A 26,183-nucleotide genomic window follows, 5' to 3' on the forward strand; every position below is an offset into this window, starting at 1 on the left:
AGTCATCCTGAGGCACCACCCTCAGGAATAGCGCCTGTTAAGGCGCTGCGCGCCATGCCTGGCGCACCATAAAAAAACGGGCAGCTCACAAGGAGCTGCCCGTTTCTCAATCTTCGCCAACAATAACTTAGCGGCGCAGACCTAAACGCTGGATCAGAGACTGATAGCGTTCGAAATCTTTACGCTTCAGGTAGTCCAGCAGTTTACGACGCTGGTTTACCATGCGGATCAGACCACGACGCGAGTGGTGATCCTGCTTGTTGGTTTTGAAGTGGTCCTGCAGGCCATTGATGTTGGCGCTCAGCAGTGCAACCTGCACTTCAGGGGAACCGGTATCGTTATCGCCGCGGCCGTATTCGTTGACGATTTCGGCTTTCGTTTCAGCGGTTAATGCCATCTGTCTCTCCAGTAAGCAATATGCCTAAAATTTAATGGGTGAGACCACGCATATTTGCAGTCTCAGGCGACTCTTTTCGACGTACTGTTTCCAGTACTATTTTCGCGCAAACCGTCACATCCTTGCAACGTTTTACCCAGACTCTTACGAGATAGCGACGGTACTTAACAGCCGCTTGGGCGCTACTTCCTGAGCACCTTTTACAACACCGAGGCCGATAAACGTCTCGGCATAATAAAGTCTTGCCAATGCATCGGGGGCCAGCGCACCAATACTCAAGTTGGCCGATTGACCGTGGGCTAGACGCCCGTAAGCCGTTTCGTCCACCTCAAGCGTCGGCAGGTGATCCACCAGCACATCAGCGGGCATTAATTCAGCCTCACGCGAGGCCTGATCCGCCAATGCTTCAAGCGCTTCCAGCGTCCACATCGCATCGCCCGTAAAAGGCCCGGTCTTGAGCCTGCGGAGCTGACTGATGTGGGCACCACACCCAAGCGCCAAACCGATATCTTCGGCCAGCGTACGGATGTAAGTCCCCTTACTGCAGGTGACTTCAAGCTCGAAGGCTTCGCCGTCAAACGCAAGCTGGCGCGCATCATACACGCTTACCCGCCGCGCTGCACGCTCTACCTGCTTACCCTCGCGGGCCAGCTCATAGAGCTTTTTGCCCTGATGCTTGAGCGCTGAATACATCGGCGGCACCTGATCGATCTCACCACGAAAGCGCGCAATAGCAGCTTCAATGTCATCCGCTGTTAACGACGGCACATCGCGGCGTTCAATCACCGTGCCTTCTGCATCACCGGTGTCGGTGATCACACCCAGCTCAACGCGGGTGCGATACATCTTGTCGGCTTCCAGCAGGTGCGCGGAGAACTTGGTGGCCTCGCCCAGGCAAATCGGCAATAAGCCGGTTGCCATAGGGTCCAGCGTGCCGGTATGTCCGGCTTTTTGGGCCTCGAACAAACGACGCACACGCTGCAAGGCATGGTTGCTGGAAATGCCCTTGGGCTTATCCAGCAGTAACACCCCATTGACCGGTAAACCGCGACGGCGACGGGCCATTAGCGCGTCTCCTCACCTTGATCAGAATCACCTTCTTCACCTGCTTGACGAGCCCGGTCAGTCGACACGGCCTCTTCAATCAGGGAAGAGAGGTGCTGCCCACGCACCACGCTCTCATCGTAATGAAAACGCAGTTCAGGGACATGGCGCAGCTGAATGCGTTTGGCAATCTGGCTTCTTAGAAAACCGGCGGCACGCTTAAGCACCTGCAGGTTCTCCTTGATACGCTCAGGCTCCTGCTCACCCAACAGGGTGACATGGATATCGGCGTAGCCAAGATCACGGCTAACGGTTACGCCGCTCACCGTGATCATGCCCAAACGCGGGTCTTTCACTTCGCGTTGAATAAGTACCGCCAGCTCCTTTTGGAGCTGGTCGGCTACTCGGTCGGTACGCTTAAATTCGCGCATGGTTGTCTCCTCGCGGCCTTACAGGCTGCGCTCGACTCTGACTTGATCGAAGACTTCGATCTTGTCGCCGACCTGGACATCGTTGTAGTTCTTCACGCCGATGCCACACTCCATACCGTTACGCACTTCTTGTACGTCGTCCTTGAAGCGGCGCAGCGATTCGAGCTCGCCTTCGTAGATGACCACGTTGTCACGCAGTACGCGGATGCGTTTGCTGCGAGACACGGAACCTTCGACGACCATACAACCCGCCACTGCACCGATCTTCGGCGCACGGAACACATCGCGCACTTCGGCAACACCGACGATCTCTTCTTTCCAGTCGGGGGCGAGCATACCGCTCATCGCCTGCTTGACCTCATCGATCAAGTGGTAGATGACGCTGTAGTAACGCAGATCCAGGCCTTCACGCTCGATAATCTCGCGGGCAGCGGCGTCGGCACGGACGTTGAAGCCGACCACGATTGCCTCAGAGGCCAGCGCCAGGTTGGCGTCAGTACCGGTGATACCACCAACACCTGAAGAGACCACAGCCACTTGTACTTCATCAGTGGAGAGTTCTTCCAGGGCACCTTTAATCGCCTCCAGAGAGCCTTGTACGTCGGCTTTAAGAACGATATTAACCTTGGCCACTTCATCCTGACCCATCTGGCTAAACATGTTCTCAAGCTTGGCTTTCTGCTGACGCGCCAGACGTACTTCGCGGTACTTGCCTTGACGGAAGTTAGCCACTTCACGGGCTTTCTTCTCATCGGCCACGACCATGAAGTCATCACCCGCATCCGGCGTACCGTCCAGGCCCTGAATCTCAACGGGCATGGCCGGGCCGACGCTCTCAACCTGCAGGCCAAGTTCGTTGGTCAGCGCACGTACACGGCCGTAGTGCAGGCCAGCCAGAACGATGTCGCCTTTCTGCAGCGTACCGTTTTGAACCAGTACGGTGGCAACGGGGCCACGACCTCGGTCAAGGCGCGACTCAACGACAACGCCTTTAGCAGGTGCCGACGGCACTGCTTTCAGCTCAAGCACTTCAGAAACCAGCTGAATCGCCTCCAGCAGCTCTTCAATACCGTCACCGGTCTTGGCGGAAACGTGTACAAACTGCGTATCACCGCCCCACTCTTCGGAAATCACGCCGTGCTGCGAGAGTTCGTTACGAATGCGGTCAAAATCAACACCAATCTTATCGACCTTGTTCACCGCAACGACCATGGGTACTTCAGCCGCTTTGGAGTGCTCGATCGCCTCAATGGTCTGGGGCATCACGCCGTCGTCAGCAGCGACCACCAGGATAACCACGTCGGTTGCCTTGGCACCACGAGCACGCATGGCGGTAAACGCCGCGTGGCCAGGGGTATCCAGGAAGGTCACGCCACCATGGCTGTCTTCAACGTGGTAGGCACCGATATGCTGGGTGATACCACCCGCTTCACCGGTGGCCACTTTGGCACGGCGAATGTAGTCCAGCAGTGAGGTCTTACCGTGGTCAACGTGACCCATAACGGTCACGACGGGAGAGCGGGTGATCTCTTCGCCTTCATAGGAGATGCCTTCAAGCATTTCCGTTTCCAGCGCATCATCTTTCACCAGCTTGACCTTGTGGCCCATCTCTTCCACTACGATGGCCGCTGTATCCTGGTCAATCGTTTGGTTGATGGTCACGGCCGCGCCCATGTTAAACATGGCCTTGATGACTTCGTTGGCCTTGATCGACATTTTGTCGGCAAGCTCAGCCACGCTGATTGACTCAGGGATCGATACTTCACGTACAATCGGCTGAGTCGGCTTTTGGAAGCCGTGCTTGCCATTGCCGCTCTGACTTGGGCCACGGCGGCCGCCACGACGCTCGGCACGTTTTACTTTCTTCGCCCCGCCGCCGCGCTTACGCTCTTCGCGATCACCACGGTCATCTTCGTCATCACGACCTTTTTTCTTCGCGACAGCTTTCTTGGGCGGTGCAGTACGACGGTCGGTACGGCCTTCTTTCGGCGGTGCTGGCGGCATTTCCTCTGTCGCTGGCGCAGCTTCGATCTGAAGTTCGGGCACTTCAAGTTTAGGCTCAGCCGCTGCTTTCGCTTCGGCTTCTTTACGCGCGGCGTCTTCCGCTGCCTTGGCTTTAGCGGCGGCTGCTTTCTCGGCAGCTTCACGTGCTTCGCGCGCTTTACGCTCGGCTTCGGCTTCGGCCATATCGCCTACCAACTGACGCGGACCTGAATGCTTAGGCTCAGCGACTTTCGGCTTATCCTCTTCGGCGCTTTTGACGTACGTTTTTTTCTTACGTACTTGCACTTCAATCGTTTTACCGCGTTCGCCGGTTTTAATACGGCTGCGCGTTTTACGGGTCAGCGTGATACGGTTTTTGCTTGTATCAGTGTCGCTGTCGCCGCCATGGCTTTTCTTCAGAAAAGTCAGCAGTTTCTGCTTGTCTTCTTCAGACACGGCATCGCCTTCAGAGGCGTGCTTCAAGCCAGCTTCTTTCATCTGTTCTAGTAGGCGGGGCACATCACGGCCCACCTTTACTGCAAAATCTTTAACTGTCATATCTGACATAGTGACCCTCCTCAGCCCGTGACCTGTTTACTGTGTGTTCGAATCCGATGCGTTATCGTCTTCAAACCAGGGCGCACGGGCAGTCATGATCAGTGCCGCTGCGCGCGCTTCGTCCAACTCCTCGATATCGACCAGATCGTCGACAGACTGCTCGGCGAGATCTTCCATAGTGACAATGCCACGGCTAGCCAGAATGAAGGCCAGATGGCGCTCCATGCCGTCCATTTCCAGCAGATCAGTTGCTGGCTGGGCACCGTCTAGCGCTTCTTCCGAGGCAATCGCCATCGTCAGCAGCTCGTCTTTCGCACGTGCACGCAGCTCTTCAACCAGATCTTCATCGAACTCTTCGATCTCGAGCATTTCTTCAAGCGGCACGTAGGCAACTTCTTCCAGGGTAGTAAACCCTTCTTCTACCAGCAGGCGGGCCACGTCTTCGTCCACTTCAAGGTGCTGAACGAACGTGTCCACCAGGCTATCAATCTCCTGCTCGCGCTTGGAGTCAGCTTCTTCTTCGGTCATCACGTTGATACGCCAGCCGGTAAGCTCTGACGCCAAGCGTACGTTTTGACCACTACGCCCAATTGCCTGTGCCAGGTTATCCTGAGCAACCGCCACGTCCATTGCGTGGGCATCCTCGTCGACAAGGATAGACCCAACATCAGCGGGCGCCATGGCATTAATGACCAGCTGGGCGGGATTGTCGTCCCACAGCACGATATCGACACGCTCATTTTGCAGCTCAGACGAAACAGCCTGAACGCGTGAACCACGCATCCCCACACACGCCCCTACCGGGTCGATGCGGCGATCATTGGTCTTAACGGCAATTTTGGCACGTGAGCCAGGGTCGCGCGCAGCCCCTTTAATCTCAATCAGCTGTTCAGCGATTTCAGGTACTTCAATTTTAAACAGCTCGATAATCAACGCCGGGTTGGTACGCGACAGCTGCAGCTGGGCACCCCGTGCATCCGGGTCAACTTTAACCAGCAGTGCGCGAACCCGCTCGTTCATGCGGTAACGCTCGCCGTGGATCATCTCATTGCGCGGCAAGAAGGCTTCAGCATTCTCGCCCAAATCGATAATCAGGCCGTCGCGAGTGGTCTTTTTGACAATACCGGCCACCAGCTCGCCTTCACGGTCCGCATATTGGCGAACCACTTCAGCGCGCTCAGCTTCACGCACTTTTTGTACGATGACCTGCTTGGCAGTTTGGGCGGCAATACGTCCAAACATCGCGTTTTCGATCTGCTGTTCAACAACGTCGCCAAGCTTCAAAGGCGGGTCGCGCTGCTCGGCGATGGTCTCTTTGATTTCGTAATCTGGCGTTTCGAATTCGTCATCTTCAACCACTGTCCAGTAGCGGAAGGTGTCGTATTCCCCTGTACGGCGGTCGATACGCACCCGTACATTGGCTTCTTCATTTTCAAAACGCTTGCGTGACGCGCTCGCAAGAGCCGCTTCTACCGCCTCGAAGATGACATCCCGGGGGACGCCTTTTTCGTTGGAGATCGCGTCAACGACCATTAAAATTTCTTTACTCATGCGTTTGCCTCGCCAGAAAACCTGTCCTTTTGTGCATCACCCCGGCAGCCTGCCGGCAGCGCCGCCACCCGGTTAATCGTCGAACTGCGGTACGATGTGCGCTGAATCAATGCTTTCAATCGGAAAGCAGAACTCCTCGCCATCCAGTTGTAGCAGTACTTCATCACCCTCGACACCTGCCAAGAGCCCCTGGTATTTGCGCCGTCCATCAAACGCCACGCGCAGCTTAAGTGCGACATGGTGGCCTTGATAGCGGGTAAATTGATCCAGGGTATATAAAGGGCGTGCCATACCGGGCGAAGAGACTTCCAGCCGGTACTCACCGGGAATGGGATCTTCCACGTCCATCACAGCACTGACTTGGCGACTAATATCAGCGCAATTTTCCACACTGACACCGCTTTCGCTTTCGATGTAAACCACCAACCGCGAATGCTTGCCTTGGGAAACATGATCGATGCCCCATAGCTCAAAGCCCATGGCGGCGACGACAGGTTCAATTAGCGCATGTAGCGCTGCGTGTTTAGTGGCCACAGACAAAGCTCCTATAGCCGTTGCATCAGGCACCTGGCCAGGAGTTATTAGAGAAGCCAGGAGGCTGATTGGCGTTACCCGGAATGTGTCTCCGGCAACTCGGACGATATCCGCTCTTGAGACACGCTTGTTAACAAAAAGCTTGCTAACAAAAAGCCCCTTCACAGGAAGGGGCTTTTCATAAGAAACCTGTAATACCAACCAGGAAACACAGCGCAGGATTTACCTACTTGGCAATTAACCCTTATCGACATCTCATTACCATGATCTGTCAGGCTAGTCGCCTATCTAACGTGCTACCAGGAAATGGTAGCGGGGACCGGATTTGAACCGATGACCTTCGGGTTATGAGCCCGACGAGCTACCAGACTGCTCCACCCCGCATCAATCTAGGTCGACGATAATAGACACTTGAACCACTTACGTCAAGAACTCTTTTCGTCTCAGGCGCTAAACCTGGGTTTCTTTATCAAAACGTTTTTTGACGAACGTTGTTTGATAAAGAGTCTGGGAAGCTGGCGAGCCAGCAAAACAGATGGTGCCGAAGGCGGGACTTGAACCCGCACGACCATACGGTCACTACCCCCTCAAGATAGCGTGTCTACCAATTCCACCACTTCGGCATCAGGGGAGGCTAAAGAAAGCGACATCAAGCATTTACTCGCTGCTTTCCTCTAGCACTGGCGCGGTATTATCCACACTTGCAGGGCTATCGTCAAGCGTTGGAACGCTTTGCTGTTGCTCGATCAGGCGTGAATCAGGAATACCCGCTTCCGGCGCCTGGCCTGCTTGCGTTGCAAAGTACGCCAGCGCCATAGAGGTTACGAAAAAACCTGCTGCCAGAACCGCGGTGGTACGCGACAAAAAGCTACCGCTACCGCGCGAGCCAAATACCGTTTGCGAGGCACCGCCTCCAAACGCGGCACCCGCTTCGGCACCTTTACCCTGCTGAAGCAGGATCAATACAACCAGGGCGACCGCAATCACCACGTGGACCATAAGAATTGCAACTTGCATGGCGTTATCCTGCTGACTGACAAATGGCGTAAAAATCATCGGTTTTGAGCGAAGCACCGCCCACTAAACCGCCGTCGATATCCGGCTGGGCAAGTAGCTCAGCCGCATTTTTTGCGTTCATACTGCCGCCGTAGAGCAACCGCATCTGCTCAGCGAGCGCTGCACTAAACTCTGCGAGGTAGGCGCGGATTCCGGCCATTACGTCCTGCGCCTGCTCGGGCGTTGCTGTCCGCCCGGTACCAATCGCCCATACGGGTTCATAGGCAATCACGACCGCTTGGCGCTGCTCGGGCGCTAAACGCGTCATCGCATAGCCTACCTGGCGCAATACCACATCCATGGTCTTCTCGGCATCGCGTTCGGCAAGTGACTCACCCACACACAGAATGGGTGTCAGGCCATTATCCAGCGCCGCCAATAAGCGATCAAACACCTGCTCATCGCTTTCACAGTACAGCTCGCGACGCTCGGAGTGACCCACCAGCACATACGCCACTTCGAACTCTTTGAGCATACATCCGCTCACTTCACCCGTGTGTGCACCAGACTCGATAGGATTGAGCGTCTGGGCGCCTAACGCTAGCGGTGTATTGCGAAACGCCTGACGCGCCGCGTCCAGATAAGGAAAGGGGGGAATAAGCACAACGTCCAAGGCTGCAGGTAACGAGACATCAGCAAACGCGCTGCCAAAATCATTTATCAGTGCAGCGGACCCGTTCATTTTCCAATTACCGGCAATTAATGGCGTACGCATGAACTCTCCTCACTCAAGGTGGAGCGAAATGGTATAGGAGCGGCCTTGACAAGACAACCGCTGACAAGCACAGCTGCCTTATTTGAGCAAGGCTTGAACACGATCAGCCAGCCCCTGAGTCAACTGATCAACATTCAAGTGACCGCAGCCTTCTACCATCACGCGAATCAATGGCTCGGTGCCGGAGGGCCGCAACAGCACCCGCCCTTGATCACCCAGCTGTTTTTCAACGTCAGCAACAGCGTCCTGCAGGGCGCTTAATGCCATGACATCATGCGCCAAGGTCCCAGCGGGCAAGCGCACATTCACCAAGGCCTGCGGGACTTTCTCAAACCCTTTCAGCAATTCCGGCAGCGATGCTTGCTCACGGATCATCAATGCCAACACCTGTAGAGCAGCGACAATGCCGTCTCCAGTGGTTTGCACATGACCGCATACAATATGCCCCGACGCTTCGCCACCCAGCTCCCACTCGTTAGCCGCCATCATCTCCATGACAAAGCGATCGCCCACCTTGGCCCGTTTAAAGGGGATACCCAGCTTTTCAAGCGCGACAGCAAGGCCAAAGTTACTCATTAAGGTGCCGACCACGCCGCCTGCTAACAGGCCTCGCTCATGACGGTCACGAGCAATCAAATAGAGAATATCATCGCCATCAATTTCGCGGCCATCACTATCCACCATCAACACTCGGTCCCCATCACCATCAAATGCGATGCCTAAATCGGCCCCCCGGTGGATGACCGCAGCACGTAGCGCCGCAGGATGTGTAGAGCCTACTTGATGGTTAATATTCAAGCCATCAGGTGACGCGCCGATAACGCTGACCTCTGCGCCTAGCTCGCGAAACACGTTTGGCGCAATGTGATAGGTCGCACCGTGGGAGCAATCCAGCACAACGTTTAGCCCATGCAGGCTTAAGCGGTCTGGCAGTGTCGATTTGCAAAATTCAATATAGCGACCAGCGGCATCACCGATCCGAGTTGCCTTGCCTAGCTGGGCCGCTTCAGCGGTCGTTAACGGCGCCTCCAGCATGGCTTCGATACGGTCTTCTGTCTCATCGGGGAGCTTTTTACCCTCTGCCGAGAAAAACTTGATGCCGTTATCATCAAACGGATTATGTGATGCTGAAATCACGATCCCTGCATCGGCACGAAACGTGCGGGTGAGATACGCAATACCTGGTGTCGGCATGGGCCCCAAAAGCGACACATCAACGCCTGCTGCTGAAAGCCCGGCTTCTAACGCCGACTCAAACATGTAACCTGAAATACGCGTGTCTTTACCAATCAACACCCGCGTCCGCCCCTTTTCGCGGCGCAATACCTGGCCCGCTGCCCAACCAAGCTTGAGCATAAAATCGGCAGTGATTGGTGCCTGTCCGACCGTGCCCCGAATCCCGTCGGTACCAAAATAGCGTCGTGTCATGAATATTTTTCCTCGTTTAGCGGCATGTCGCACCCCTCCTGGAGTACCGCCCAGGCCATATTAACGGCATCGACCGTCGGCCCCACATCGTGCACACGTAGAATTTTAGCGCCACGCTCAACGGCCATGGCAGACAGCGCAAGACCACCCGCCAAACGCTCTTCAACCGGACGCCCCAGCACTTTGCCAATCATGCTTTTACGCGACATTCCCACCAACAGCGGCAAACCAAGCGCCTGCAGGGCATCCATATATTTTAGCAGGCGCAAATTGTGTTCAACCGTTTTACCAAACCCAAAGCCCGGGTCGAGCAGCAAACGGCTGCGACGCAGGCCAGCAGCCTCGCACTCCGCGACACGCTGCGCTAGATAATCAGCGACAGCCGCTTCCACCGGCTGGTCATAAGAAGGTGACTGCTGCATATCCTGCGGCTCACCCTGGCGGTGCATTAAACAGACAGGAAGCCCGCTGCCAATGGCCGCCATTAAGGCATCTTCACGCTCAAGCGCACGCACGTCGTTAATCATTCCAGCGCCCAGCGCGCTTGATTCGCGCATCACCAGCGAGCAGCTGGTATCGACTGATACCAACGCATCCAGCTCACGAACCAGCGCTTCAACAACCGGCCCGACCCGATCAAGCTCCTCTTGAGCACTTAGCGGCTCAGCCCCGGGGCGCGTCGACTCACCGCCCACATCAATAATCGCGGCACCTTCGGCAAGCATACGCTCGGCATGACGCAGCGCGTCATCCAGCGCTACGTGCCGACCACCATCAGAAAAAGAGTCGGGCGTAACATTTAAAATCCCCATAACGCGAGGAAAAGAGAGATCCAGTACATGGCGCCCGCAACGCATGTGCACATTCTCATTCATTGCGGGTGATAAAGAGGGGTCAATTATTGATTTCATGCGGCTGCCTATTAAAAAGAAGCACTGCTACTGCCTGAATAACAGCATAACAAAAAGGCGCCCCATATTGGGGCGCCTTTGCAGTGGCCGGAGCGTATCAGGAGCCCGTTGAACCACCTAGCGGGTCAGAGGGGCGTCGGCGAGGCTTGTCATCATCCTCGTCACCCTCATCCCCTGAAGCACCACCACCAGACGCATGATCAGTGGCGTTCGGTGAATCGTTCTGCGTCGTCGGTGCGTCATCGCTAACGGGCGTGCCACCACCAGGTGAATCACCGTCGTTCCAACCTTCCGGCGGACGCGGGTCACGGCCCTCCATGATATCTTTCAACTGGTCGGCATCGATGGTTTCGTACTTCATCAACGCTTCGGTCATGGCTTCCAGCTTATCGCGATTATCGGTCAGGATCTGACGCGCCTGCTCATAACAATCGTCAATAATCTTACGTACTTCTTTATCAAGACGCGTCGTTGTGTCACCCGACTTCATCTTGCTGCCGCCCTGGCCCGGGCCACCGAGAAACTGATGTGACTCATCTTCGTCGTACATGATCGGGCCCATCTCGTCTGACAGCCCCCATTTCGCGACCATGTTATGAGCCAGTTCGGTAGCGCGCTTGATGTCATTAGAAGCGCCGGTGGTGACACCGTTGGCCCCCAGCGTCATCTCTTCGGCGATACGGCCACCGAACAGCGAACAAATCTGGCTAAGAATCTGCTGACGCGACAGGCTATAACGGTCTTCCTCGGGCAGGAACATGGTGACACCCAATGCCCGACCGCGCGGAATAATCGTTACCTTGTAGACCGGGTCGTGCTCAGGCATCACCAGGCCGATAATCGCATGGCCCGATTCGTGATAAGCCGTATTCAGCTTCTCTTTATCGGTCATGACCATCGATTTGCGCTCAGCACCCATCATGATCTTGTCTTTGGCAAGCTCTAGCTCTTCCATGCTGACCAAGCGCTTGTTACGGCGCGCGGCGAACAGTGCTGACTCATTCACCAGGTTAGCCAAATCGGCACCTGAGAAACCTGGCGTTCCACGCGCAATAATCGACGGTTTAACGTCTTCTGCCAGCGGCACCTTACGCAGGTGAACGCCCAGAATATGCTCACGGCCACGGATATCTGGTAAGCCAACGGTCACCTGACGGTCAAAACGGCCTGGACGCAGCAGCGCTGGGTCAAGTACGTCCGGACGGTTGGTCGCGGCAATCACGATAACGCCTTCGTTGGCTTCAAAGCCGTCCATCTCAACCAGCAACTGGTTAAGCGTCTGCTCACGCTCATCATTACCGCCGCCCATACCGGCACCGCGTGAACGACCTACCGCGTCAATCTCATCGATAAAGATAATACAGGGCGACTGCTTCTTGGCCTGTTCGAACATGTCACGTACACGCGATGCACCGACACCCACAAACATTTCAACGAAGTCGGAACCGGAAATCGAGAAGAACGGCACCTTGGCTTCACCGGCAATCGATTTTGCCAGCAGCGTTTTACCGGTACCCGGCGGGCCCACCATCAATACACCGCGAGGGATCGTACCGCCCAGGCGCTGGAACTTGGTTGGATCGCGCAGGAAGTCGACAAGCTCCTCCACTTCCTCTTTCGCTTCATCACAACCGGCTACATCGGCAAACGTGGTTTTGATCTGGTCCTGAGAAAGCAGCTTGGCCTTGGACTTGCCAAAGCTCATCGGGCCGCCTTTACCGCCACCAGCGCCGCCCTGCATCTGGCGCATAAAGAACATAAAGATGGCCAGGATCAACAGAATCGGGAAGCTTGCGATCAGCAGGCGCATCCAGATGCTTTGCTGCTCTGGCGCTTTACCCACCACCGTTACATTATTGCTTAGCAGGTCATCCATCAGCTTGGGGTCTTCAGCCGCCGGACGAATCGTCTGGAACTGCGAACCGTCCGTACGCTCACCGTTAATGGTATAGCCATCAATGGTAACGCTACGCACCTGCTGATTTTGCACCTGCTCCACAAACTGGGAGTAATTGGTGCTTTGGGGAGCACTTTCGGTACTAAAATTGTTGAACACTGTCAGTAGCACAGCCGCGATGACCAGCCACAAAATCAGGTTCTTCGCCATATCGTTCAAGGGGCTACCCTCATTACAAGAATCCGTCAGTTAAACGCCAATACTGAGACCTTACACCAGTACCTGGCGTTCAACCATTGCCAAAGCACTATTAACTTTGGGCCATCTGTATCACGCTTATCTCATGCGTATAATGTGACACACCTTGCGCCTGCCTGTCTGGCAATCGCGATGATAAATCTTTGCTATGCACGACCTGTCAGTTTAGCCGCGAAACCCCTCCGCTAAAAAGTAGACTTCCCGCGAACGAGCCCGCGAGGCATCTGGCTTACGGATCACGACACGATCAAAACTGCCGCGCAATTCTTTAAGGTAGGCGTCAAATCCTTCCCCCTGAAACACCTTGGCCAGAAAGCGGCCTTTGGGGGGCAGTGTCTCACGGGCGAGCTCTAGTGCCAGCTCTACAAGGTACATAGCCTGAGGCTGGTCAATCGCAGCCATACCACTCATATTGGGGGCCATGTCGGACATCACAAGGTCTACCTGACGATTTCCCAGCCGTTCAAGAATCGCATTAAGCACCGACTCTTCCGTAAAATCGCCTTGAATAAAGTCCACCCCTGCCAGCGCGTCCATCTCCAGTATGTCAGAGGCGATCACCACACCGTCCATACCGACTTTTTCAGCGGCGATCTGACTCCAACCGCCAGGTGCCGCGCCTAGATCAATGATCGTCATGCCCGGGCGAAGCAGCTTATCTTTTTCATCCAGCTCCAGCAGTTTATAGCTTGCGCGAGAGCGATAACCATCCTGCCAACTCTGTTTCACGTACTGGTCGTCAAAGTGCTCTTTCTTCCAGTTGTTGCTGGTTTTGCTCACTGAATGTTTACGACTCGGGGGCTTTTGCTGCATATCAGAATCTAACACTGCAATATAGAGATGGGCGCGTTAACGCGATAGCTTTCACTTGGTGGCATTTCACCGTAAGATGGAACGTTAAGCGCTAACCGGGATACCGCAAGATACCATGAGCTTGTCACAGGCACAAAAGAAAGCATTTCGCAGCATTGGCCACCATTTGAACCCAGTGGTCACCGTTTCTGAAAACGGCGTCTCCGAAAATTTGCTCACAGAACTCAACCGCGCGCTCAACGATCACGAGCTTATCAAGGTGAAACTTGCCCTGCCTGAGCGTGACGACCGTGCGGCCATGCTAAACGAACTGGTCACCGGCAGCCGCGCCGACGTCGTGCAAACGATTGGCAAAATGGCACTGCTTTATCGCAAAAACCCTAAAGCCAATCCGAAGCTCTCTAACGTTTCACGCTTCGAGGGTCACCACGGCCGCCACTAACGCGTTACTGTCTGGCTGTTACAAAGAGCGATAAAAAGCCCGCGATTCGGTTGATATCAACCTGATAAGCGGGCTTTTTTTATGGGCGCCCATTAAGTTGGGCACCCACTAGCTCTATAGACCTAGCGCTTAGGCATATTCAACGCTTTCGATCTCATACTCAACGTCGCCACCGGGTGTTTTCACCACGGCAACGTCGCCCTCTTCTTTACCGATCAACGCACGTGCAATAGGGGACGTGACAGAAATGCGGCCAGACTTAATATCTGCCTCATCTTCGCCCACAATGCGGTAGGTCACGCTGGCATCCGTATCCAGGTTGAGCAGAGCGACCGTGACACCAAAGATCACTTTCCCTGTATTCGGCAGCTTGGTGACATCAATCACCTGCGCTACCGAAAGCTTGCTCTCGATTTCCTGAATACGGCCTTCGATAAACCCCTGTTGTTCACGGGCAGCGTGGTATTCGGCGTTCTCCTTAAGGTCGCCGTGCTCACGCGCTTCGGCAATCGACGCAATCACTCGCGGGCGCGCTTCGCCCTTCAAATGATTGAGTTCTTCGCGAAGACTTTTTTCACCCGCAACCGTCATCGGGACCTTGTTCATTGACTTGCTCCTGCATGCAGATCCTGAAGGCGACGCACCGTAATCTCCCTACCGTACTCAAGTGCCATACAAACGGCATTAGCGCCCGCCAAGGTGGTTGCATAGGGCACCTTGCGCGCAAGAGCAGTACGGCGAATGACCGAAGAGTCATTAATAGCCTGACGACCTTCGGTAGTGTTCACGATGTAGGCGATTTCGTCGTTCTTAAGCAGATCGACGATATGGGGACGACCTTCATAGACTTTATTGACGTGCTCGACCGCAAGCCCAGCGGCTTCCAGTGCTTCGGCTGTGCCGCGTGTCGCGCATAGTGTGAAGCCTAATGTTAGCAGAGAACGAGCGACTTCGATAATCCCCGCCTTGTCCGGCTCACGCACGGAAAGGAACGCCTTGCGGTCACCCTCAAGCGCCGGGATTGCTTCGCCAGCACCCAACTGCGCCTTAAAGAATGCTTCGGCAAAGGTCTCGCCTGAACCCATTACTTCACCGGTGGACTTCATTTCTGGCGACAGAATCGGGTCAACGCCCTGGAACTTATTGAACGGGAAAACCGCCTCTTTCACGCTATAGAAGTGCGGAATGATTTCGCGCTCAAAGCCCTGCTCGGCAAGTGTCGTGCCCGCCATGCAGCGTGCCGCAATCTGGGCCAGCGAGGTACCAATGCACTTGGAGACAAACGGTACGGTACGCGACGCACGCGGGTTAACTTCAATCACGTAGATCTCGCCATCCTGCCAGGCCAGCTGCACGTTCATTAAGCCCTTTACGCCCAGCTCCACGGCCATCTGCTTGATCTGCTCGCGCATCTCATCCTGTACATCGGCGGGTAGCGAGTAAGGCGGCAGCGCACAGGCGGAGTCACCGGAGTGAACGCCCGCTTGCTCGACGTGCTGCATAATGCCGCCAATGACTACCTGCTGGCCGTCTGAAACCGCATCAATGTCGATCTCAATGGCAGCACTCAGGAAGTGGTCCAGCAGCACCGGTGAGTCGTTGGAAACCTTGACCGCATTGGTCATGTAGTTCTCAAGCTCAGAGGCGTCGTAGACGATCTCCATGGCCCGACCGCCCAACACGTAGCTCGGGCGCACGACCAGCGGGTAACCAATGGTTTCCGCCTTGGCGAAGGCTTCTTCAAAGCTGCGTGCGGTAGCGTTAGGCGGCTGTTTCAGGCCGAGCTTGTCGATCATCACCTGGAAGCGCTCGCGGTCTTCAGCACGGTCAATCGCATCCGGTGTGGTGCCGATAATTGGCACACCAGCCGCTTCCAGCTCACGAGCCAGTTTCAGCGGCGTTTGACCACCGAACTGAACAATCACGCCAACCGGCTTCTCTTTGTCAGCAATTTCAAGCACGTCTTCAAGCGTCACCGGCTCGAAGTAGAGGCGATCAGAGGTGTCATAATCCGTCGACACGGTTTCCGGGTTGCAGTTGACCATGATGGTTTCATAGCCGTCATCGCGCATGGCGAAGGCGGCGTGCACACAGCAGTAGTCAAACTCGATGCCTTGACCAATACGGTTCGGCCCGCCACCCAGCACCATGATCTTCTGGCGATCAGATACGTCCGCTTCACACTCCTCTTCATAGGTGGAGTACATGTAGGCGGTATCAGAAGCGAACTCAGCGGCGCAGGTATCCACGCGCTTGTAGACCGGACGAACACCAGCGGCCTGACGCGTTTGGCGGAACTCTTTTTCGCTCACGTTCAGCAGCGTGGCCAGGCGCGCATCGCCAAAGCCTTTGCGCTTGAGCTGATAGAGTTCGCGCGCAGAGAAATCGCTTAGTGAGCGCTTGGCAACGGCGGCTTCGGTCAATACCAGGTCTTCCATCTGGACCAGGAACCAGGGGTCGATATTGGTCAGTGCGAAGACGTCATCCACGCTCATACCTGAACGCATGGCATCGGCCACATAGAAGATACGCTCAGCGCCTGCCGCCTGAAGTTCTCCCTTGATCAGGGCCATATTTTCCGGGTTGAAATCGGTAATAATCGGGTCGAGACCGTCGTTACCGGTTTCCGTACCGCGCAGCGCTTTTTGCAGCGACTCTTGGAAGGTACGGCCAATGGCCATGACCTCGCCCACCGACTTCATCTGAGTCGTCAGGCGATCATTGGCCTGCGGAAACTTCTCAAATGTGAAGCGCGGGATCTTGGTGACCACGTAGTCGATAGACGGCTCGAACGACGCTGGCGTGCGTCCACCGGTAATATCGTTTTGCAGCTCATCCAGGGTGTAGCCAATCGCCAGCTTGGCGGCAATTTTGGCAATCGGGAAGCCGGTGGCCTTGGATGCCAGTGCGGAAGAGCGTGACACCCGCGGGTTCATCTCGATCACGACCAGGCGGCCGGTTTTCGGGTCCATACCGAACTGCACGTTGGAGCCACCGGTTTCTACGCCAATCTCGCGCAGCACCGCAAGGCTTGCGTCGCGCATGATCTGGTACTCTTTGTCCGTCAGCGTTTGCGCCGGTGCGACAGTAATCGAGTCGCCGGTATGCACACCCATCGGGTCAAAGTTTTCAATCGCACAGACAATGATGCAATTATCTTTTTTGTCGCGAACGACCTCCATTTCGTACTCTTTCCAACCCAGCAGCGACTCATCAATCAGCAGCTCGTGGTTGTTGGAAAGCTCGAAACCACGCGTACAAATCTCTTCAAACTCTTCCTTGTTGTACGCCACGCCGCCGCCGGAGCCGCCCATGGTGTAGGAAGGCCGAATAATGGTCGGAAAGCCAAGCTCGGCTTGAATTTCCCACGCTTCGTCCATGGTGTGCGCGACTTTCGCTTTCGGGCACTCAAGGCCAATACGCTTCATGGCCTGGTCAAACAAGTCACGGTCTTCGGCCATGTTGATGGCGTCGGCGTTGGCGCCGATCATCTCCACGCCGTGCTTTTCCAACACGCCATGTTTTTCCAGATCCAGCGCACAGTTAAGCGCGGTCTGACCACCCATGGTGGGCAGAATAGCATCGGGCTTTTCAGCCTCGATGATCTTCTCAACGGCCTGCCAGGTAATCGGCTCAATGTAGGTAGCATCCGCCATGGCCGGGTCGGTCATGATGGTGGCCGGGTTGGAGTTCACCAAAATAACCCGGAACCCCTCCTCGCGCAGCGCCTTACACGCCTGGGCGCCGGAGTAGTCGAATTCGCAGGCCTGGCCGATAACAATCGGGCCAGCGCCAATGATCAAAATACTGTTTAAGTCGGTACGCTTAGGCATAACGGTTCCCGCAAAAAATGGTGACGAAGAGCGACAAAAGCGGCATACAGTGATGAAGCAGAGCCTGCGTTAGCGGCGTGCCTGCATCATCGTGATGAAGCGATCAAACAGCGGCGCTACATCACGCGGGCCGGGGCTGGCTTCCGGGTGACCCTGAAAACTAAATGCGGGTCGGTCGGTGCGCTCAATACCCTGCAGCGTGCCGTCGAACAGCGAACGATGGGTGGCGCGCAAATTGGCCGGCAGGCTCGTTTCATCGGCGGCAAAACCATGGTTCTGGCTGGTGATCATCACAGCGCCCGTGTCCAAATCCTGAACCGGATGGTTAGCACCGTGGTGGCCATGGTTCATTTTGACGGTTTTGGCACCCGAGGCGAGCGCGAGCAACTGGTGGCCCAGGCAAATACCGAACACCGGCGTGTCCGTTTCGAGTACGTCCTGAATGGCTTTGATGGCGTAATCGCAGGGTTCGGGGTCACCTGGGCCGTTGGCCAGGAAAACGCCGTCCGGATTCATCGCCAGCACATCAGCGGCGGGCGTTTGCGCGGGCACCACCGTCAGGCGGCAGCCGCGGGCAGCCAGCATGCGCAGAATGTTGAATTTCACGCCGTAATCAAACGCCACAACATGGTAAGGGCGCTCGCCTTTCGTTGCATCCGCATAGCCTTCGCCCAGCGTCCACTCACCTTCTGTCCACTCATAAGCCTCTTTGCAGGAGACTTCTTTGGCCAGGTCCATACCTTTCAAACCAGGAAAGGCGTTGGCGGCCACCAACGCGCGCTCAACGGCGTCATCACCTTGTGCGTCTTCGCCTGCCAAAATCGCACCGTTCTGGGCACCCTTATCGCGCAAAATACGCGTCAGGCGGCGGGTATCAATATCAGCGATACCCACAACGTTTTGGCTTGCCAGGTAGTCAGACAGCGTTTGCTCAGAGCGGAAACTGCTGGCCATCAGGGGCAAGTCGCGGATTACCAAACCGGCGGCGGCAATAGAAGCTGACTCAATGTCTTCAGCGTTAATACCGGTATTGCCGATATGGGGGTAAGTGAGCGTTACGATTTGGCGGGTATAGGAGGGGTCAGTCAGGATTTCTTGATAGCCGGTCATGGCTGTATTGAACACTACCTCACCGCTTGTTAATCCGTCCGCGCCAATGGCGATTCCATGAAACACGCTGCCGTCTTCCAGGGCCAAAATCGCAGGTTTGCTCAATGCGGGGTTATTCAAGTCAAGGTCCTCCCATGCTGGTGGGAGCCTGTGGGCGCAGGCTCAGCGATGCTGGTTGAAAGCATCCGCAGGATGCCCTCACCAGAATCGAGATTAATGTTTGAAGTCTGGTTTTTTTAAACCCGGCGTTGAAACCCAGCTACCAAAACTTCAGTATCAAATGCTTAAAACTCGGGTCGTAAAAAAGCGGGACGAAGCCGATAAAGAAAAAATCGGTTTCATCCCGCTTGTTGTTCTGGGCATCTCAGGTCTGTGATCAGGCCTATATGCCAAAGGCAATACAGACGCTGTAGCTAATTTCGCTGTCACTAAATTCGCACTAACGAACCTGAGCAGGCAGTGGGCTGACCAACGCAACAAGCGCGCCGTCTGTTTTTCATGGGCCACCCGGCCAAAATTTATGGAATGTTACAGCATATTCTGGCCTTTGACTACCCATAAAAACCCGCAACGCGTGGTGCGCTTCTAAAGCGGGCCAAGATCGATGCGATGCTTCTCACTAAAGCCCTAACACATCTTGCATGTCGTAACGGCCATGCTTTTGGCCTGCGACCCAGCGCGCCGCCCGTACAGCCCCTTTGGCAAACGTCATGCGGCTGGAAGCCTTGTGGGTAATTTCGATGCGCTCGCCTTCGGTGGCGAACATCACCGTGTGCTCGCCGACAATATCGCCCGCACGTACAGTGGCAAAGCCAATCTCTTTATCGGTACGCGGACCACACTGGCCTACTCGCTCAAACACGCCGTGCTCTTTTAAGGTACGACCGAGGCTATCGGCCACCACTTCGCCCATTTTAATCGCAGTGCCGGAGGGCGCATCCACCTTGTGGCGGTGATGTGACTCGATAATCTCGATATCGTAACCTTCATCACCCAGCGCTTTAGCGGCGGTTTCCAGAAGCTTGAGCGTGAGATTAACCCCAACGCTCATATTAGGCGCGAACACCATCGCCACTTTATCGCGGTAGCTATCCAACTGGGCCAGCTCATCATCGCTCATGCCCGTGGTGCCAATCACCATGCACTTATCGTGCTTGGCACAAAATGCCAGATTCGCCAGCGTTACCTGAGGCGCGGTAAAGTCAATCAGCACATCGAAGTCGTTAACGATTGCATCAAGGGAGTCGACCGCGCTAACACCGCGCTTGCCCACGCCCGCTAACTCACCAATATCCGCACCTGCCAACGAGCTGCCTGGCTCGACAATTCCACCGGCGAGCGTCGCGCCAGCATCCTGTTCAATAGCGCTTACCAGCGTACGGCCCATTCGGCCAGCCACGCCTACAATGGCAACTCGGGTCATGCGAACTCCTGCATTTTGCGATCAATTACGTCGAATCAAACTGAATAGTAACCAGGCAGCCATTATAACAGACGCTTCAAGCAGTGCTGTGCTTGTGTTTCAGGCAGCCTGACTTTCCTTGCCGCTGGTTTTCAACGCGCTAGCGTCTAAAAGCATGCCTTATAAAAGCGTCAGTTTTGCCAAACGACAATCAGTTCCTCGTCTTTCGCCATGCGCACAAGGTGATCTTCCACCACACCTTCCAACTGATCCAGATGCTCCTCTTCCAGAGCTTCGATAGACACCAGCAACTTGTCAGCTTCTGCGTGCAACAAGCAGGTGCCTTTGTCAGGAAATACAATCCTGCCCTCCTGCTGGCTGTGCTCAACCTCCAACTTATGCGCCCAGTGCTTGCAAAGCCGGTTAATGATGCGCTCGCCTGATGCAGTCGCAATTTCAGCACGTGATAAAGGCATAGTATTCTCCACTGGATAAAGGGTGTTACCTCTAGCTTATGGGTAACAGGGATAGCCGCCAAACAGTTAAATGCCTTGATAGCGCAACAGCGTGTTCAGCATCTCTGAAAAATGTTCTCACCGTAACAGATGTCATCTCGACAGCTACATCGGATTCCATGATAATGCATCACTATGAGAATGCGAATTATACCCAAAAACTTCATGTTCGATGCTATGCGCTGACACCAGCTCCAGCCTGGCGCACTGACAACCGACCCACCCACAAGTGATCAATACGCTTATGACGTCCTCTCTTTTAAAAACGCTGATAGGTACGGCAGCGGTTGTGAGCTGCACTACGGCAGCGGCAGACCCTGTTACCGTTACCGATGTTACCGGCCGTGAAGTCACACTGGAGGCGCCCGCTGAGCGTGTTATCCTGGGTGAGGGTCGTCAGATCTACTTGCTCGGCCTACTGGAGCCTGAAGCCCCGTTTGCGCATATCGTCGGCTGGCGCGAAGATTTTTTCCAAGCAGACCCTGATAACTACGCCCGCTACGCGGAACGCTTTCCTGAAATTGAAGCTCTGCCAACGTTTGGCGGCTTTAAAGACGGCACCTTCGACGTTGAGCAGGCCGCCTCGCTTAACCCTGACGTGGTCTTTATGAACCTTGAGGCCAAAGCCGCCACCGAAGATGCCGCCTATGATGACAAACTTGCTCAATTGGGCATTCCGATCATCTACGTCGATTTTCGTGAAGACCCCATCGAGCACACCATCCCCTCCATGCGCATCATGGGCCAGGTCATGAACGACGAAGCGGCGGCTGAGGAGTTTATTGACTTCGCTGAGGCGCAGCTGGCGCGGGTGACCGATGTCATTAACGAAGCGAACCCCGAGCGCCCCAGCGTCTTTATCGACCGCGCGGGCGGCTACTCGGATGAGTGCTGCATGAGCTTTGGGCCCGGTAACTTCGGCGAGTATGTGACACTGGCAGGCGGCATCAATATTGCCGACGGCATCATTCCCGGCAGTTTCGGCACGCTAAATCCTGAGCAGATCATTGCTGCAAACCCTGATCACGTTGTTGTGACCGGCGGTAACTGGGACGCCTACGTACCCGGCGGTGCCTGGGTAGGTGTAGGGCCCGGCTCTGGTATGCAAGCCGCTCACGCCAAGCTTGAAGCGCTGACCTCGCGTACCGCCATGACCGGCATCCAGGCGGTGGAAGATGGTAACTTTCACGCTATTTGGCACCAGTTTTACAACAGCCCCTACTACTTCGTAGCCATTCAGCAGCTCGCCAAATGGCTGCACCCAGCACTGTTTGAAGATTTAGACCCTGAAGCCACCCTGCAAGAGCTTCACGACCGCTTCTTGCCTATTGATTACGAGCCGGGTTACTGGGTATCGCTCCATGACGACTGAGACTATCGCCGCCGACAGCTACTCACAGGGGCGCGCCTTCTACCGCACTCAGGTATTCCGCCGCCAGATGATTCTTCTGGCGCTGGTGGTGGCGCTGTTATTTAGTCTCTGCGTTGATTTGGCACTGGGGCCAGCCCGCTATAGCCTGGGCGAAGTAGTCTCCGCTCTGCTGACACCCCAAAGCGTCAGCCAGCAGGCACGTGTCATTCTCTGGGAAATCCGCATGCCGGTGGCGCTGATGGCCCTGGTGGTGGGCGCCAGCCTTTCGGTAGCCGGCGCGCAGATGCAAACCATTCTAAGCAACCCGCTGGCCAGCCCCTTTACGCTGGGCATTTCCGCTGGGGCAAGCTTTGGCGCCGCCCTTGGGCTAGCCTTCGGCGTGGCGATTGTGCCCACTGCCATTGAGTTCGTGGTGCCGCTCAACGCCTTTATCATGGCCATGTTCACCGCGTTTCTCATCCACGCGCTGAGCCTTAAACGCGGCGTGACGGTGGAAACCATCGTACTGCTCGGCATCGCCATGGTGTTCATCTTCAACTCACTAATGGCGCTGATCCAGTTTTTTTGCAAGCCAGGAAGCCGTCTCGGCAGTGGTGTTCTGGACCATGGGCAGCTTAACCAAAGCGACATGGCCCAAATTCTGGATTGCGCTGGGCATTCTTGCCGCTGTTATGCCGCTGCTTGCCCGTCACGGCTGGGCGCTTACCGCCATGCGCCTGGGCGATGCCAAGGCCGAAAGCATGGGCGTTAACCCGCGTGCGCTGCGTTTGGAAGTGCTGGTGCTGGTATCGCTGCTTGCCGCAGTGGCCGTGGCGTTTGTAGGTACTATCGGTTTTATCGGCTTGGTGGGGCCGCATATTGCGCGCATCCTGCTCGGTGAAGACCAACGCTTCTTCCTGCCGGGTTCAGCACTTTGCGGTGCACTGATTCTTTCGGTGGGCTCGGTGATCTCCAAGATTATTATTCCAGGCACGATTATTCCCATCGGTATTATCACATCGCTGGTGGGCATTCCCTTCTTCCTGTTTCTGGTGCTCAACCACAAGAAGGCTTCATGGTAACCCTACAGCTAACCCGCGTTTCGGCCCGCTACGGGCGCCGCTCAATTCTGGAAGATATCACGACACCCTGCTTTCAAGGCGGCCAAGTCGTTGCTCTGCTGGGCCCTAACGCCGCCGGAAAATCGACGCTTTTCAGGCGTATTCTAGGCCTGCTGAAAGGCGAAGGTCACGTCGCTATTCGCCATACAAGCGCCGAGCGCCCGGTGGCCTATATGCCCCAGGACACCGGCGCCAAAGCGGTGTTGACGGTTTATGAGTCGGTGCTGCTCGCACGCATGCAAGGACGCAGCCTGAAAGTGCAGCCAGAGGATCTGGCCCAAGTGGACCGGGCACTTGAAGAGCTTAATATCACGCCACTTGGCGAGCGTGACATTGGCGATTTAAGCGGCGGCCAACGCCAGCTGGTCAGCGCGGCGCAGGCACTGGCACAAGAGCCCGAGATTCTGATGCTGGACGAGCCAACCTCAGCGCTGGATCTTAACCGCCAGATCAATCTGCTAACGGTGTTGCGCCGCCTGGCAGATGAGCGCCAGATGCTGATTCTGGTGGCGCTCCACGATTTAGGCCATGCGCTGCGCTTTACCGATGCCTCCATGGTGCTTGAAAACGGCCGCCTGATCGCATGCGGCCCCACCGAAGAGGTCATTACTCCTGAGCTTTTGCGCCAGGTGTACAAGGTGGCGGCACGTATCGAGCCGTGCTCGAAAGGCCACCCCCAGCTTATCGTCGAAGAAGCTGTCTAAACCGCCGCCCTTCCAGGGCGGCGAGCGCCACCCCACTGAGCATCAAGGGAAGCGCCAGCAAGAAATTACTTGATACCGGAATACCGAACAGCACCCAGTCGGCGGCTACTGGCCAAATCAGTGCAATGTACTCAAACGGTGCTAGCCGCGATGCCTCGGCATAGCGAAGTGCCAGCGTCATGGCAATATGCGCCGCACCACCAAACAGCCCCGAGAGCACCAACAGCCAAAGGGCCTTTGTATCCAGCGCCGACCATCCCAACGGCAGCGTGGCCAGCCCTGCAAGCGCAGACACCAAAATAAAGTAAAAGGCGATAGAAGCTGCTGTTTCAGTACGTGAAATGCGCCTAACGGTAAGCAGCGCCCCTGCCGTTAAAAGTGCGCTTAGCGCGCCCAACACATAGCCGGTCATCAGGCCACTTTCAGAGCTGGCATTAAGGCCTGGCAGCACCAGCACCGCCATACCGGCAAGCGCCAACAAAATAGCCCCAGCGCGATAAAACGAGAACCGCTCACCCAGCAATAGCACCCCGCCCACTGCCATAAACACCGGCGTTAGCTGAGCCAACAGCGTTGCCTCGGCAACGGGCAGCAGTGCGACCGCCGCAAACGAGGCAAACATCGCCGCCGCCCCCAACCCCGAACGCAGCGCATGGCCCAACGGACGACGCGTCGCCAGTCCTCCCGGGAATTCCCGGCGAATCATCAGAAAAACCATAATCGGCAACAGCGCAAACAACGAGCGGAAAAACACCGACTGCCCCACCGGCACGTCATCACTCACCGCTTTAATACACACCAACATGCCGGTAAACAGCAGACCGGAAAGAATTCTGAGCCAAATGCCCAACGTGGGTTTGTCCTGCAAGCTATCCATTACGCTTTATGTTCCTTAAACGTCAAAAACCCCCGGCCTGGGCCGAGGGTCTACGGAACCTAACATTGTACAATTACGTTAGGGCAGTCACACCAATATCAGGACTTCATCTCTTCAAAGAACTTCTTCACGCTGTCGAAGAAGCCAGTTTTCTTGGGTGAGTGGCTATTACTGCCTTCCAGGCTTTCCTGGAATTTACGCAGCAAATCGCGCTGCTCTTCACCCAGGTTGACCGGGGTTTCGATAACGACTTTGCAGAGCAGGTCGCCCGGCGCACCACCGCGCACTGGTTTGACACCTTTGCCGCGTAGACGGAAGAGTTTGCCGGTTTGCGTCTCCGGTGGAATCTTCAGCTTCACACGGCCATCCAGCGTAGGCACTTCAAGCTCGCCACCCAGGGCTGCATCAACAAAGTTGATCGGTACGTCGCAGTGCAGGTTTTTACCATCGCGCTGGAAGATATGGTGCGCTTTGATAGAAACCTGAACGTAAAGGTCGCCCGCTGGGCCACCATTAACGCCGCTTTCGCCTTCGCCGTTCAGACGAATGCGATCACCGGTATCAACACCCGGTGGAATCTTCACAGAGAGCGTACGCGTTTCACGCACACGGCCTTCGCCGTTACATTTGTGGCACGGCACTTTGATGTGCTGGCCGCTACCGTGACAGGTCGGGCAGGTTTGCTGTACTGCGAAAAAGCCCTGCTGCATACGCACTTGGCCGTGGCCATGACACGTGGGGCAGGTTTCCTTGGAAGAGCCTGGCTCAGCGCCGTCGCCATCACAGCGGTCACACTCAATGTGGCGTGGCACACGGATGTCGACAGTGGTACCGGCTACCGCACTCTCAAGGTCCAACTCCAGGTTGTAGCGAAGGTCGGAGCCACGTGCGGGCGCATTAGGACCACGGCGGCGGCCGCCGCCCGCGCCACCGAAAATATCACCAAACACATCGCCGAAGATGTCGCTAAAGTCACCCGCGCCACCACCACCGAAACCGCCGCCGCCAAAGCCACCGCCCTGGCCATCAACACCGGCATGACCAAACTGGTCGTACGCCGCACGTTTTTCGCCATCGCTAAGCACTTCGTAAGCTTCTGACACTTCGCGGAATTTTTCCGAGGCAGTATCATCGTCCGGGTTTCGATCAGGGTGGAATTTTTGCGCCAGGCGGCGGTAGGCCTTTTTGATCTCTTTCTGATCGGCCCCTTTATCGACACCCAGGACTTCGTAATAATCGCGTTTGGACATGG

22 protein-coding genes, 2 tRNA genes and 1 pseudogene are annotated in these 26,183 nt (G+C 55.8%); 4 read left to right on the plus strand and 21 right to left on the minus strand.

The features are described from left to right. Positions 1–127: 127 nt before the first annotated feature. The 14 genes from rpsO to rlmE all read right to left on the minus strand — a co-directional run bounded on the left by rpsO (position 128) and on the right by rlmE (position 13,576). Positions 128–397, minus strand: coding sequence for a 30S ribosomal protein S15 (gene rpsO, locus INT20_RS05035; protein ID WP_018917553.1), 270 nt, complete (start codon positions 395–397; stop codon positions 128–130). 144 nt (positions 398–541) lie between these two features. Next, entirely contained in the window at positions 542–1,462 is a 921-nt protein-coding gene (gene truB / locus INT20_RS05040) for a tRNA pseudouridine(55) synthase TruB (RefSeq protein WP_193053251.1), read from the minus strand. After that, positions 1,462–1,872, minus strand: a complete 411-nt coding sequence (rbfA, locus tag INT20_RS05045) for a 30S ribosome-binding factor RbfA (RefSeq protein WP_193053250.1) — start codon at positions 1,870–1,872, stop codon at positions 1,462–1,464. The genes truB and rbfA overlap by 1 nt, the downstream gene beginning before the upstream one ends. An 18-nt stretch (positions 1,873–1,890) precedes the next feature. Continuing rightward, positions 1,891–4,422: a translation initiation factor IF-2 gene (infB, locus tag INT20_RS05050; RefSeq protein ID WP_172117593.1), complete on the minus strand. Its 2,532-nt coding sequence runs from the start codon at positions 4,420–4,422 to the stop codon at positions 1,891–1,893. A gap of 27 nt (positions 4,423–4,449) precedes the next feature. Further along, positions 4,450–5,964, minus strand: a complete 1,515-nt coding sequence (gene nusA, locus INT20_RS05055; protein ID WP_172117594.1) for a transcription termination factor NusA — start codon at positions 5,962–5,964, stop codon at positions 4,450–4,452. 72 nt (positions 5,965–6,036) lie between these two features. Then, positions 6,037–6,498 carry a ribosome maturation factor RimP gene (rimP, locus tag INT20_RS05060; protein ID WP_172117595.1) on the minus strand — a complete coding sequence of 154 codons (462 nt, stop codon included), beginning with the start codon at positions 6,496–6,498 and terminating at the stop codon, positions 6,037–6,039. Between the two features lie 307 nt (positions 6,499–6,805). Continuing rightward, positions 6,806–6,882: transfer RNA gene (locus INT20_RS05065), tRNA-Met, on the minus strand. A gap of 152 nt (positions 6,883–7,034) precedes the next feature. After that, positions 7,035–7,121 (minus strand) — tRNA-Leu (locus tag INT20_RS05070). Between the two features lie 34 nt (positions 7,122–7,155). Next, complete coding sequence (gene secG, locus INT20_RS05075; RefSeq protein WP_172117596.1) at positions 7,156–7,515, minus strand: preprotein translocase subunit SecG; 360 nt, start codon at positions 7,513–7,515, stop codon at positions 7,156–7,158. A 4-nt stretch (positions 7,516–7,519) separates the two neighbouring features. Beyond that, complete coding sequence (gene tpiA / locus INT20_RS05080) at positions 7,520–8,269, minus strand: triose-phosphate isomerase (RefSeq protein ID WP_193053249.1); 750 nt, start codon at positions 8,267–8,269, stop codon at positions 7,520–7,522. 78 nt (positions 8,270–8,347) lie between these two features. Then, on the minus strand, positions 8,348–9,697 hold the full coding sequence (gene glmM, locus INT20_RS05085; protein ID WP_172117598.1) for a phosphoglucosamine mutase: 1,350 nt from the start codon (positions 9,695–9,697) through the stop codon (positions 8,348–8,350). Next, positions 9,694–10,608 (minus strand): dihydropteroate synthase, encoded by a 915-nt coding sequence (folP, locus tag INT20_RS05090; RefSeq protein WP_226912055.1) that lies wholly within the window; start codon positions 10,606–10,608, stop codon positions 9,694–9,696. Before folP ends, glmM begins: the two co-directional genes overlap by 4 nt. A gap of 97 nt (positions 10,609–10,705) precedes the next feature. Next, positions 10,706–12,724, minus strand: a complete 2,019-nt coding sequence (ftsH, locus tag INT20_RS05095; RefSeq protein ID WP_193053248.1) for an ATP-dependent zinc metalloprotease FtsH — start codon at positions 12,722–12,724, stop codon at positions 10,706–10,708. Between the two features lie 204 nt (positions 12,725–12,928). Beyond that, positions 12,929–13,576: a 23S rRNA (uridine(2552)-2'-O)-methyltransferase RlmE gene (gene rlmE / locus INT20_RS05100; protein ID WP_172117600.1), complete on the minus strand. Its 648-nt coding sequence runs from the start codon at positions 13,574–13,576 to the stop codon at positions 12,929–12,931. A 115-nt stretch (positions 13,577–13,691) separates the two neighbouring features. Between rlmE and yhbY the strand changes: the two genes are divergently transcribed. Beyond that, a complete protein-coding gene (gene yhbY, locus INT20_RS05105; RefSeq protein WP_087108709.1) occupies positions 13,692–14,018 on the plus strand; it encodes a ribosome assembly RNA-binding protein YhbY in 327 nt (108 codons plus the stop codon). A gap of 129 nt (positions 14,019–14,147) precedes the next feature. Here the strand turns inward: yhbY and greA are convergent, their stop codons facing one another. From greA to INT20_RS05130, 5 genes are all read right to left on the minus strand, one after another. After that, complete coding sequence (gene greA / locus INT20_RS05110; RefSeq protein ID WP_172117601.1) at positions 14,148–14,624, minus strand: transcription elongation factor GreA; 477 nt, start codon at positions 14,622–14,624, stop codon at positions 14,148–14,150. After that, positions 14,621–17,851, minus strand: coding sequence for a carbamoyl-phosphate synthase large subunit (carB, locus tag INT20_RS05115; protein ID WP_193053247.1), 3,231 nt, complete (start codon positions 17,849–17,851; stop codon positions 14,621–14,623). The genes greA and carB overlap by 4 nt, the downstream gene beginning before the upstream one ends. 69 nt (positions 17,852–17,920) lie before the next feature. Continuing rightward, a complete protein-coding gene (gene carA / locus INT20_RS05120) occupies positions 17,921–19,066 on the minus strand; it encodes a glutamine-hydrolyzing carbamoyl-phosphate synthase small subunit (RefSeq protein ID WP_193056612.1) in 1,146 nt (381 codons plus the stop codon). Between the two features lie 514 nt (positions 19,067–19,580). Beyond that, positions 19,581–20,384 (minus strand): 4-hydroxy-tetrahydrodipicolinate reductase, encoded by an 804-nt coding sequence (gene dapB / locus INT20_RS05125; RefSeq protein ID WP_172117603.1) that lies wholly within the window; start codon positions 20,382–20,384, stop codon positions 19,581–19,583. A gap of 170 nt (positions 20,385–20,554) precedes the next feature. Beyond that, positions 20,555–20,839 carry a DUF2218 domain-containing protein gene (locus INT20_RS05130; RefSeq protein WP_193056522.1) on the minus strand — a complete coding sequence of 95 codons (285 nt, stop codon included), beginning with the start codon at positions 20,837–20,839 and terminating at the stop codon, positions 20,555–20,557. Between the two features lie 283 nt (positions 20,840–21,122). Between INT20_RS05130 and INT20_RS05135 the strand changes: the two genes are divergently transcribed. From INT20_RS05135 to INT20_RS05145, 3 genes and pseudogenes are all read left to right on the plus strand, one after another. Further along, positions 21,123–22,250 (plus strand): ABC transporter substrate-binding protein, encoded by a 1,128-nt coding sequence (locus INT20_RS05135; RefSeq protein WP_193056523.1) that lies wholly within the window; start codon positions 21,123–21,125, stop codon positions 22,248–22,250. Beyond that, positions 22,240–23,311, plus strand: a pseudogene (locus tag INT20_RS18360) (FecCD family ABC transporter permease). Before INT20_RS05135 ends, INT20_RS18360 begins: the two are co-directional and overlap by 11 nt. Beyond that, positions 23,305–24,054 (plus strand): ABC transporter ATP-binding protein, encoded by a 750-nt coding sequence (locus INT20_RS05145; RefSeq protein WP_193056524.1) that lies wholly within the window; start codon positions 23,305–23,307, stop codon positions 24,052–24,054. The pseudogene INT20_RS18360 and the gene INT20_RS05145 overlap by 7 nt, the downstream one beginning before the upstream one ends. On the opposite strand, the gene INT20_RS05150 is transcribed toward INT20_RS05145, so the two are convergent. Then, positions 24,032–24,931, minus strand: a complete 900-nt coding sequence (locus INT20_RS05150; RefSeq protein ID WP_193056525.1) for a DMT family transporter — start codon at positions 24,929–24,931, stop codon at positions 24,032–24,034. The two genes, INT20_RS05145 and INT20_RS05150, sit on opposite strands and share 23 nt — an antisense overlap. A gap of 98 nt (positions 24,932–25,029) precedes the next feature. Further along, a complete protein-coding gene (gene dnaJ, locus INT20_RS05155) occupies positions 25,030–26,181 on the minus strand; it encodes a molecular chaperone DnaJ (protein WP_172117607.1) in 1,152 nt (383 codons plus the stop codon). Between the last annotated feature and the right edge of the window lie 2 nt (positions 26,182–26,183).

The organism is Halomonas citrativorans, assembly GCF_014898005.1.
Taxonomy (GTDB): Bacteria; Pseudomonadota; Gammaproteobacteria; order Pseudomonadales; family Halomonadaceae; genus Vreelandella; species Vreelandella citrativorans.

Excerpts from the sequence above, each read along its gene's own strand:
- rpsO (WP_018917553.1), bottom strand. The coding sequence starts at position 397 with ATGGCATTAACCGCTGAAACGAAAGCCGAAATCGTCAACGAATACGGC.
- truB (WP_193053251.1), bottom strand. The coding sequence starts at position 1,462 with ATGGCCCGTCGCCGTCGCGGTTTACCGGTCAATGGGGTGTTACTGCTG.
- rbfA (WP_193053250.1), bottom strand. The coding sequence starts at position 1,872 with ATGCGCGAATTTAAGCGTACCGACCGAGTAGCCGACCAGCTCCAAAAG.
- infB (WP_172117593.1), bottom strand. The coding sequence starts at position 4,422 with ATGTCAGATATGACAGTTAAAGATTTTGCAGTAAAGGTGGGCCGTGAT.
- nusA (WP_172117594.1), bottom strand. The coding sequence starts at position 5,964 with ATGAGTAAAGAAATTTTAATGGTCGTTGACGCGATCTCCAACGAAAAA.
- secG (WP_172117596.1), bottom strand. The coding sequence starts at position 7,515 with ATGCAAGTTGCAATTCTTATGGTCCACGTGGTGATTGCGGTCGCCCTG.
- tpiA (WP_193053249.1), bottom strand. The coding sequence starts at position 8,269 with ATGCGTACGCCATTAATTGCCGGTAATTGGAAAATGAACGGGTCCGCT.
- glmM (WP_172117598.1), bottom strand. The coding sequence starts at position 9,697 with ATGACACGACGCTATTTTGGTACCGACGGGATTCGGGGCACGGTCGGA.
- folP (WP_226912055.1), bottom strand. The coding sequence starts at position 10,608 with ATGAAATCAATAATTGACCCCTCTTTATCACCCGCAATGAATGAGAAT.
- rlmE (WP_172117600.1), bottom strand. The coding sequence starts at position 13,576 with ATGCAGCAAAAGCCCCCGAGTCGTAAACATTCAGTGAGCAAAACCAGC.
- yhbY (WP_087108709.1), top strand. The coding sequence starts at position 13,692 with ATGAGCTTGTCACAGGCACAAAAGAAAGCATTTCGCAGCATTGGCCAC.
- greA (WP_172117601.1), bottom strand. The coding sequence starts at position 14,624 with ATGAACAAGGTCCCGATGACGGTTGCGGGTGAAAAAAGTCTTCGCGAA.
- carB (WP_193053247.1), bottom strand. The coding sequence starts at position 17,851 with ATGCCTAAGCGTACCGACTTAAACAGTATTTTGATCATTGGCGCTGGC.
- dapB (WP_172117603.1), bottom strand. The coding sequence starts at position 20,384 with ATGACCCGAGTTGCCATTGTAGGCGTGGCTGGCCGAATGGGCCGTACG.
- INT20_RS05130 (WP_193056522.1), bottom strand. The coding sequence starts at position 20,839 with ATGCCTTTATCACGTGCTGAAATTGCGACTGCATCAGGCGAGCGCATC.
- INT20_RS05135 (WP_193056523.1), top strand. The coding sequence starts at position 21,123 with ATGACGTCCTCTCTTTTAAAAACGCTGATAGGTACGGCAGCGGTTGTG.
- INT20_RS05145 (WP_193056524.1), top strand. The coding sequence starts at position 23,305 with ATGGTAACCCTACAGCTAACCCGCGTTTCGGCCCGCTACGGGCGCCGC.
- INT20_RS05150 (WP_193056525.1), bottom strand. The coding sequence starts at position 24,931 with ATGGATAGCTTGCAGGACAAACCCACGTTGGGCATTTGGCTCAGAATT.
- dnaJ (WP_172117607.1), bottom strand. The coding sequence starts at position 26,181 with ATGTCCAAACGCGATTATTACGAAGTCCTGGGTGTCGATAAAGGGGCC.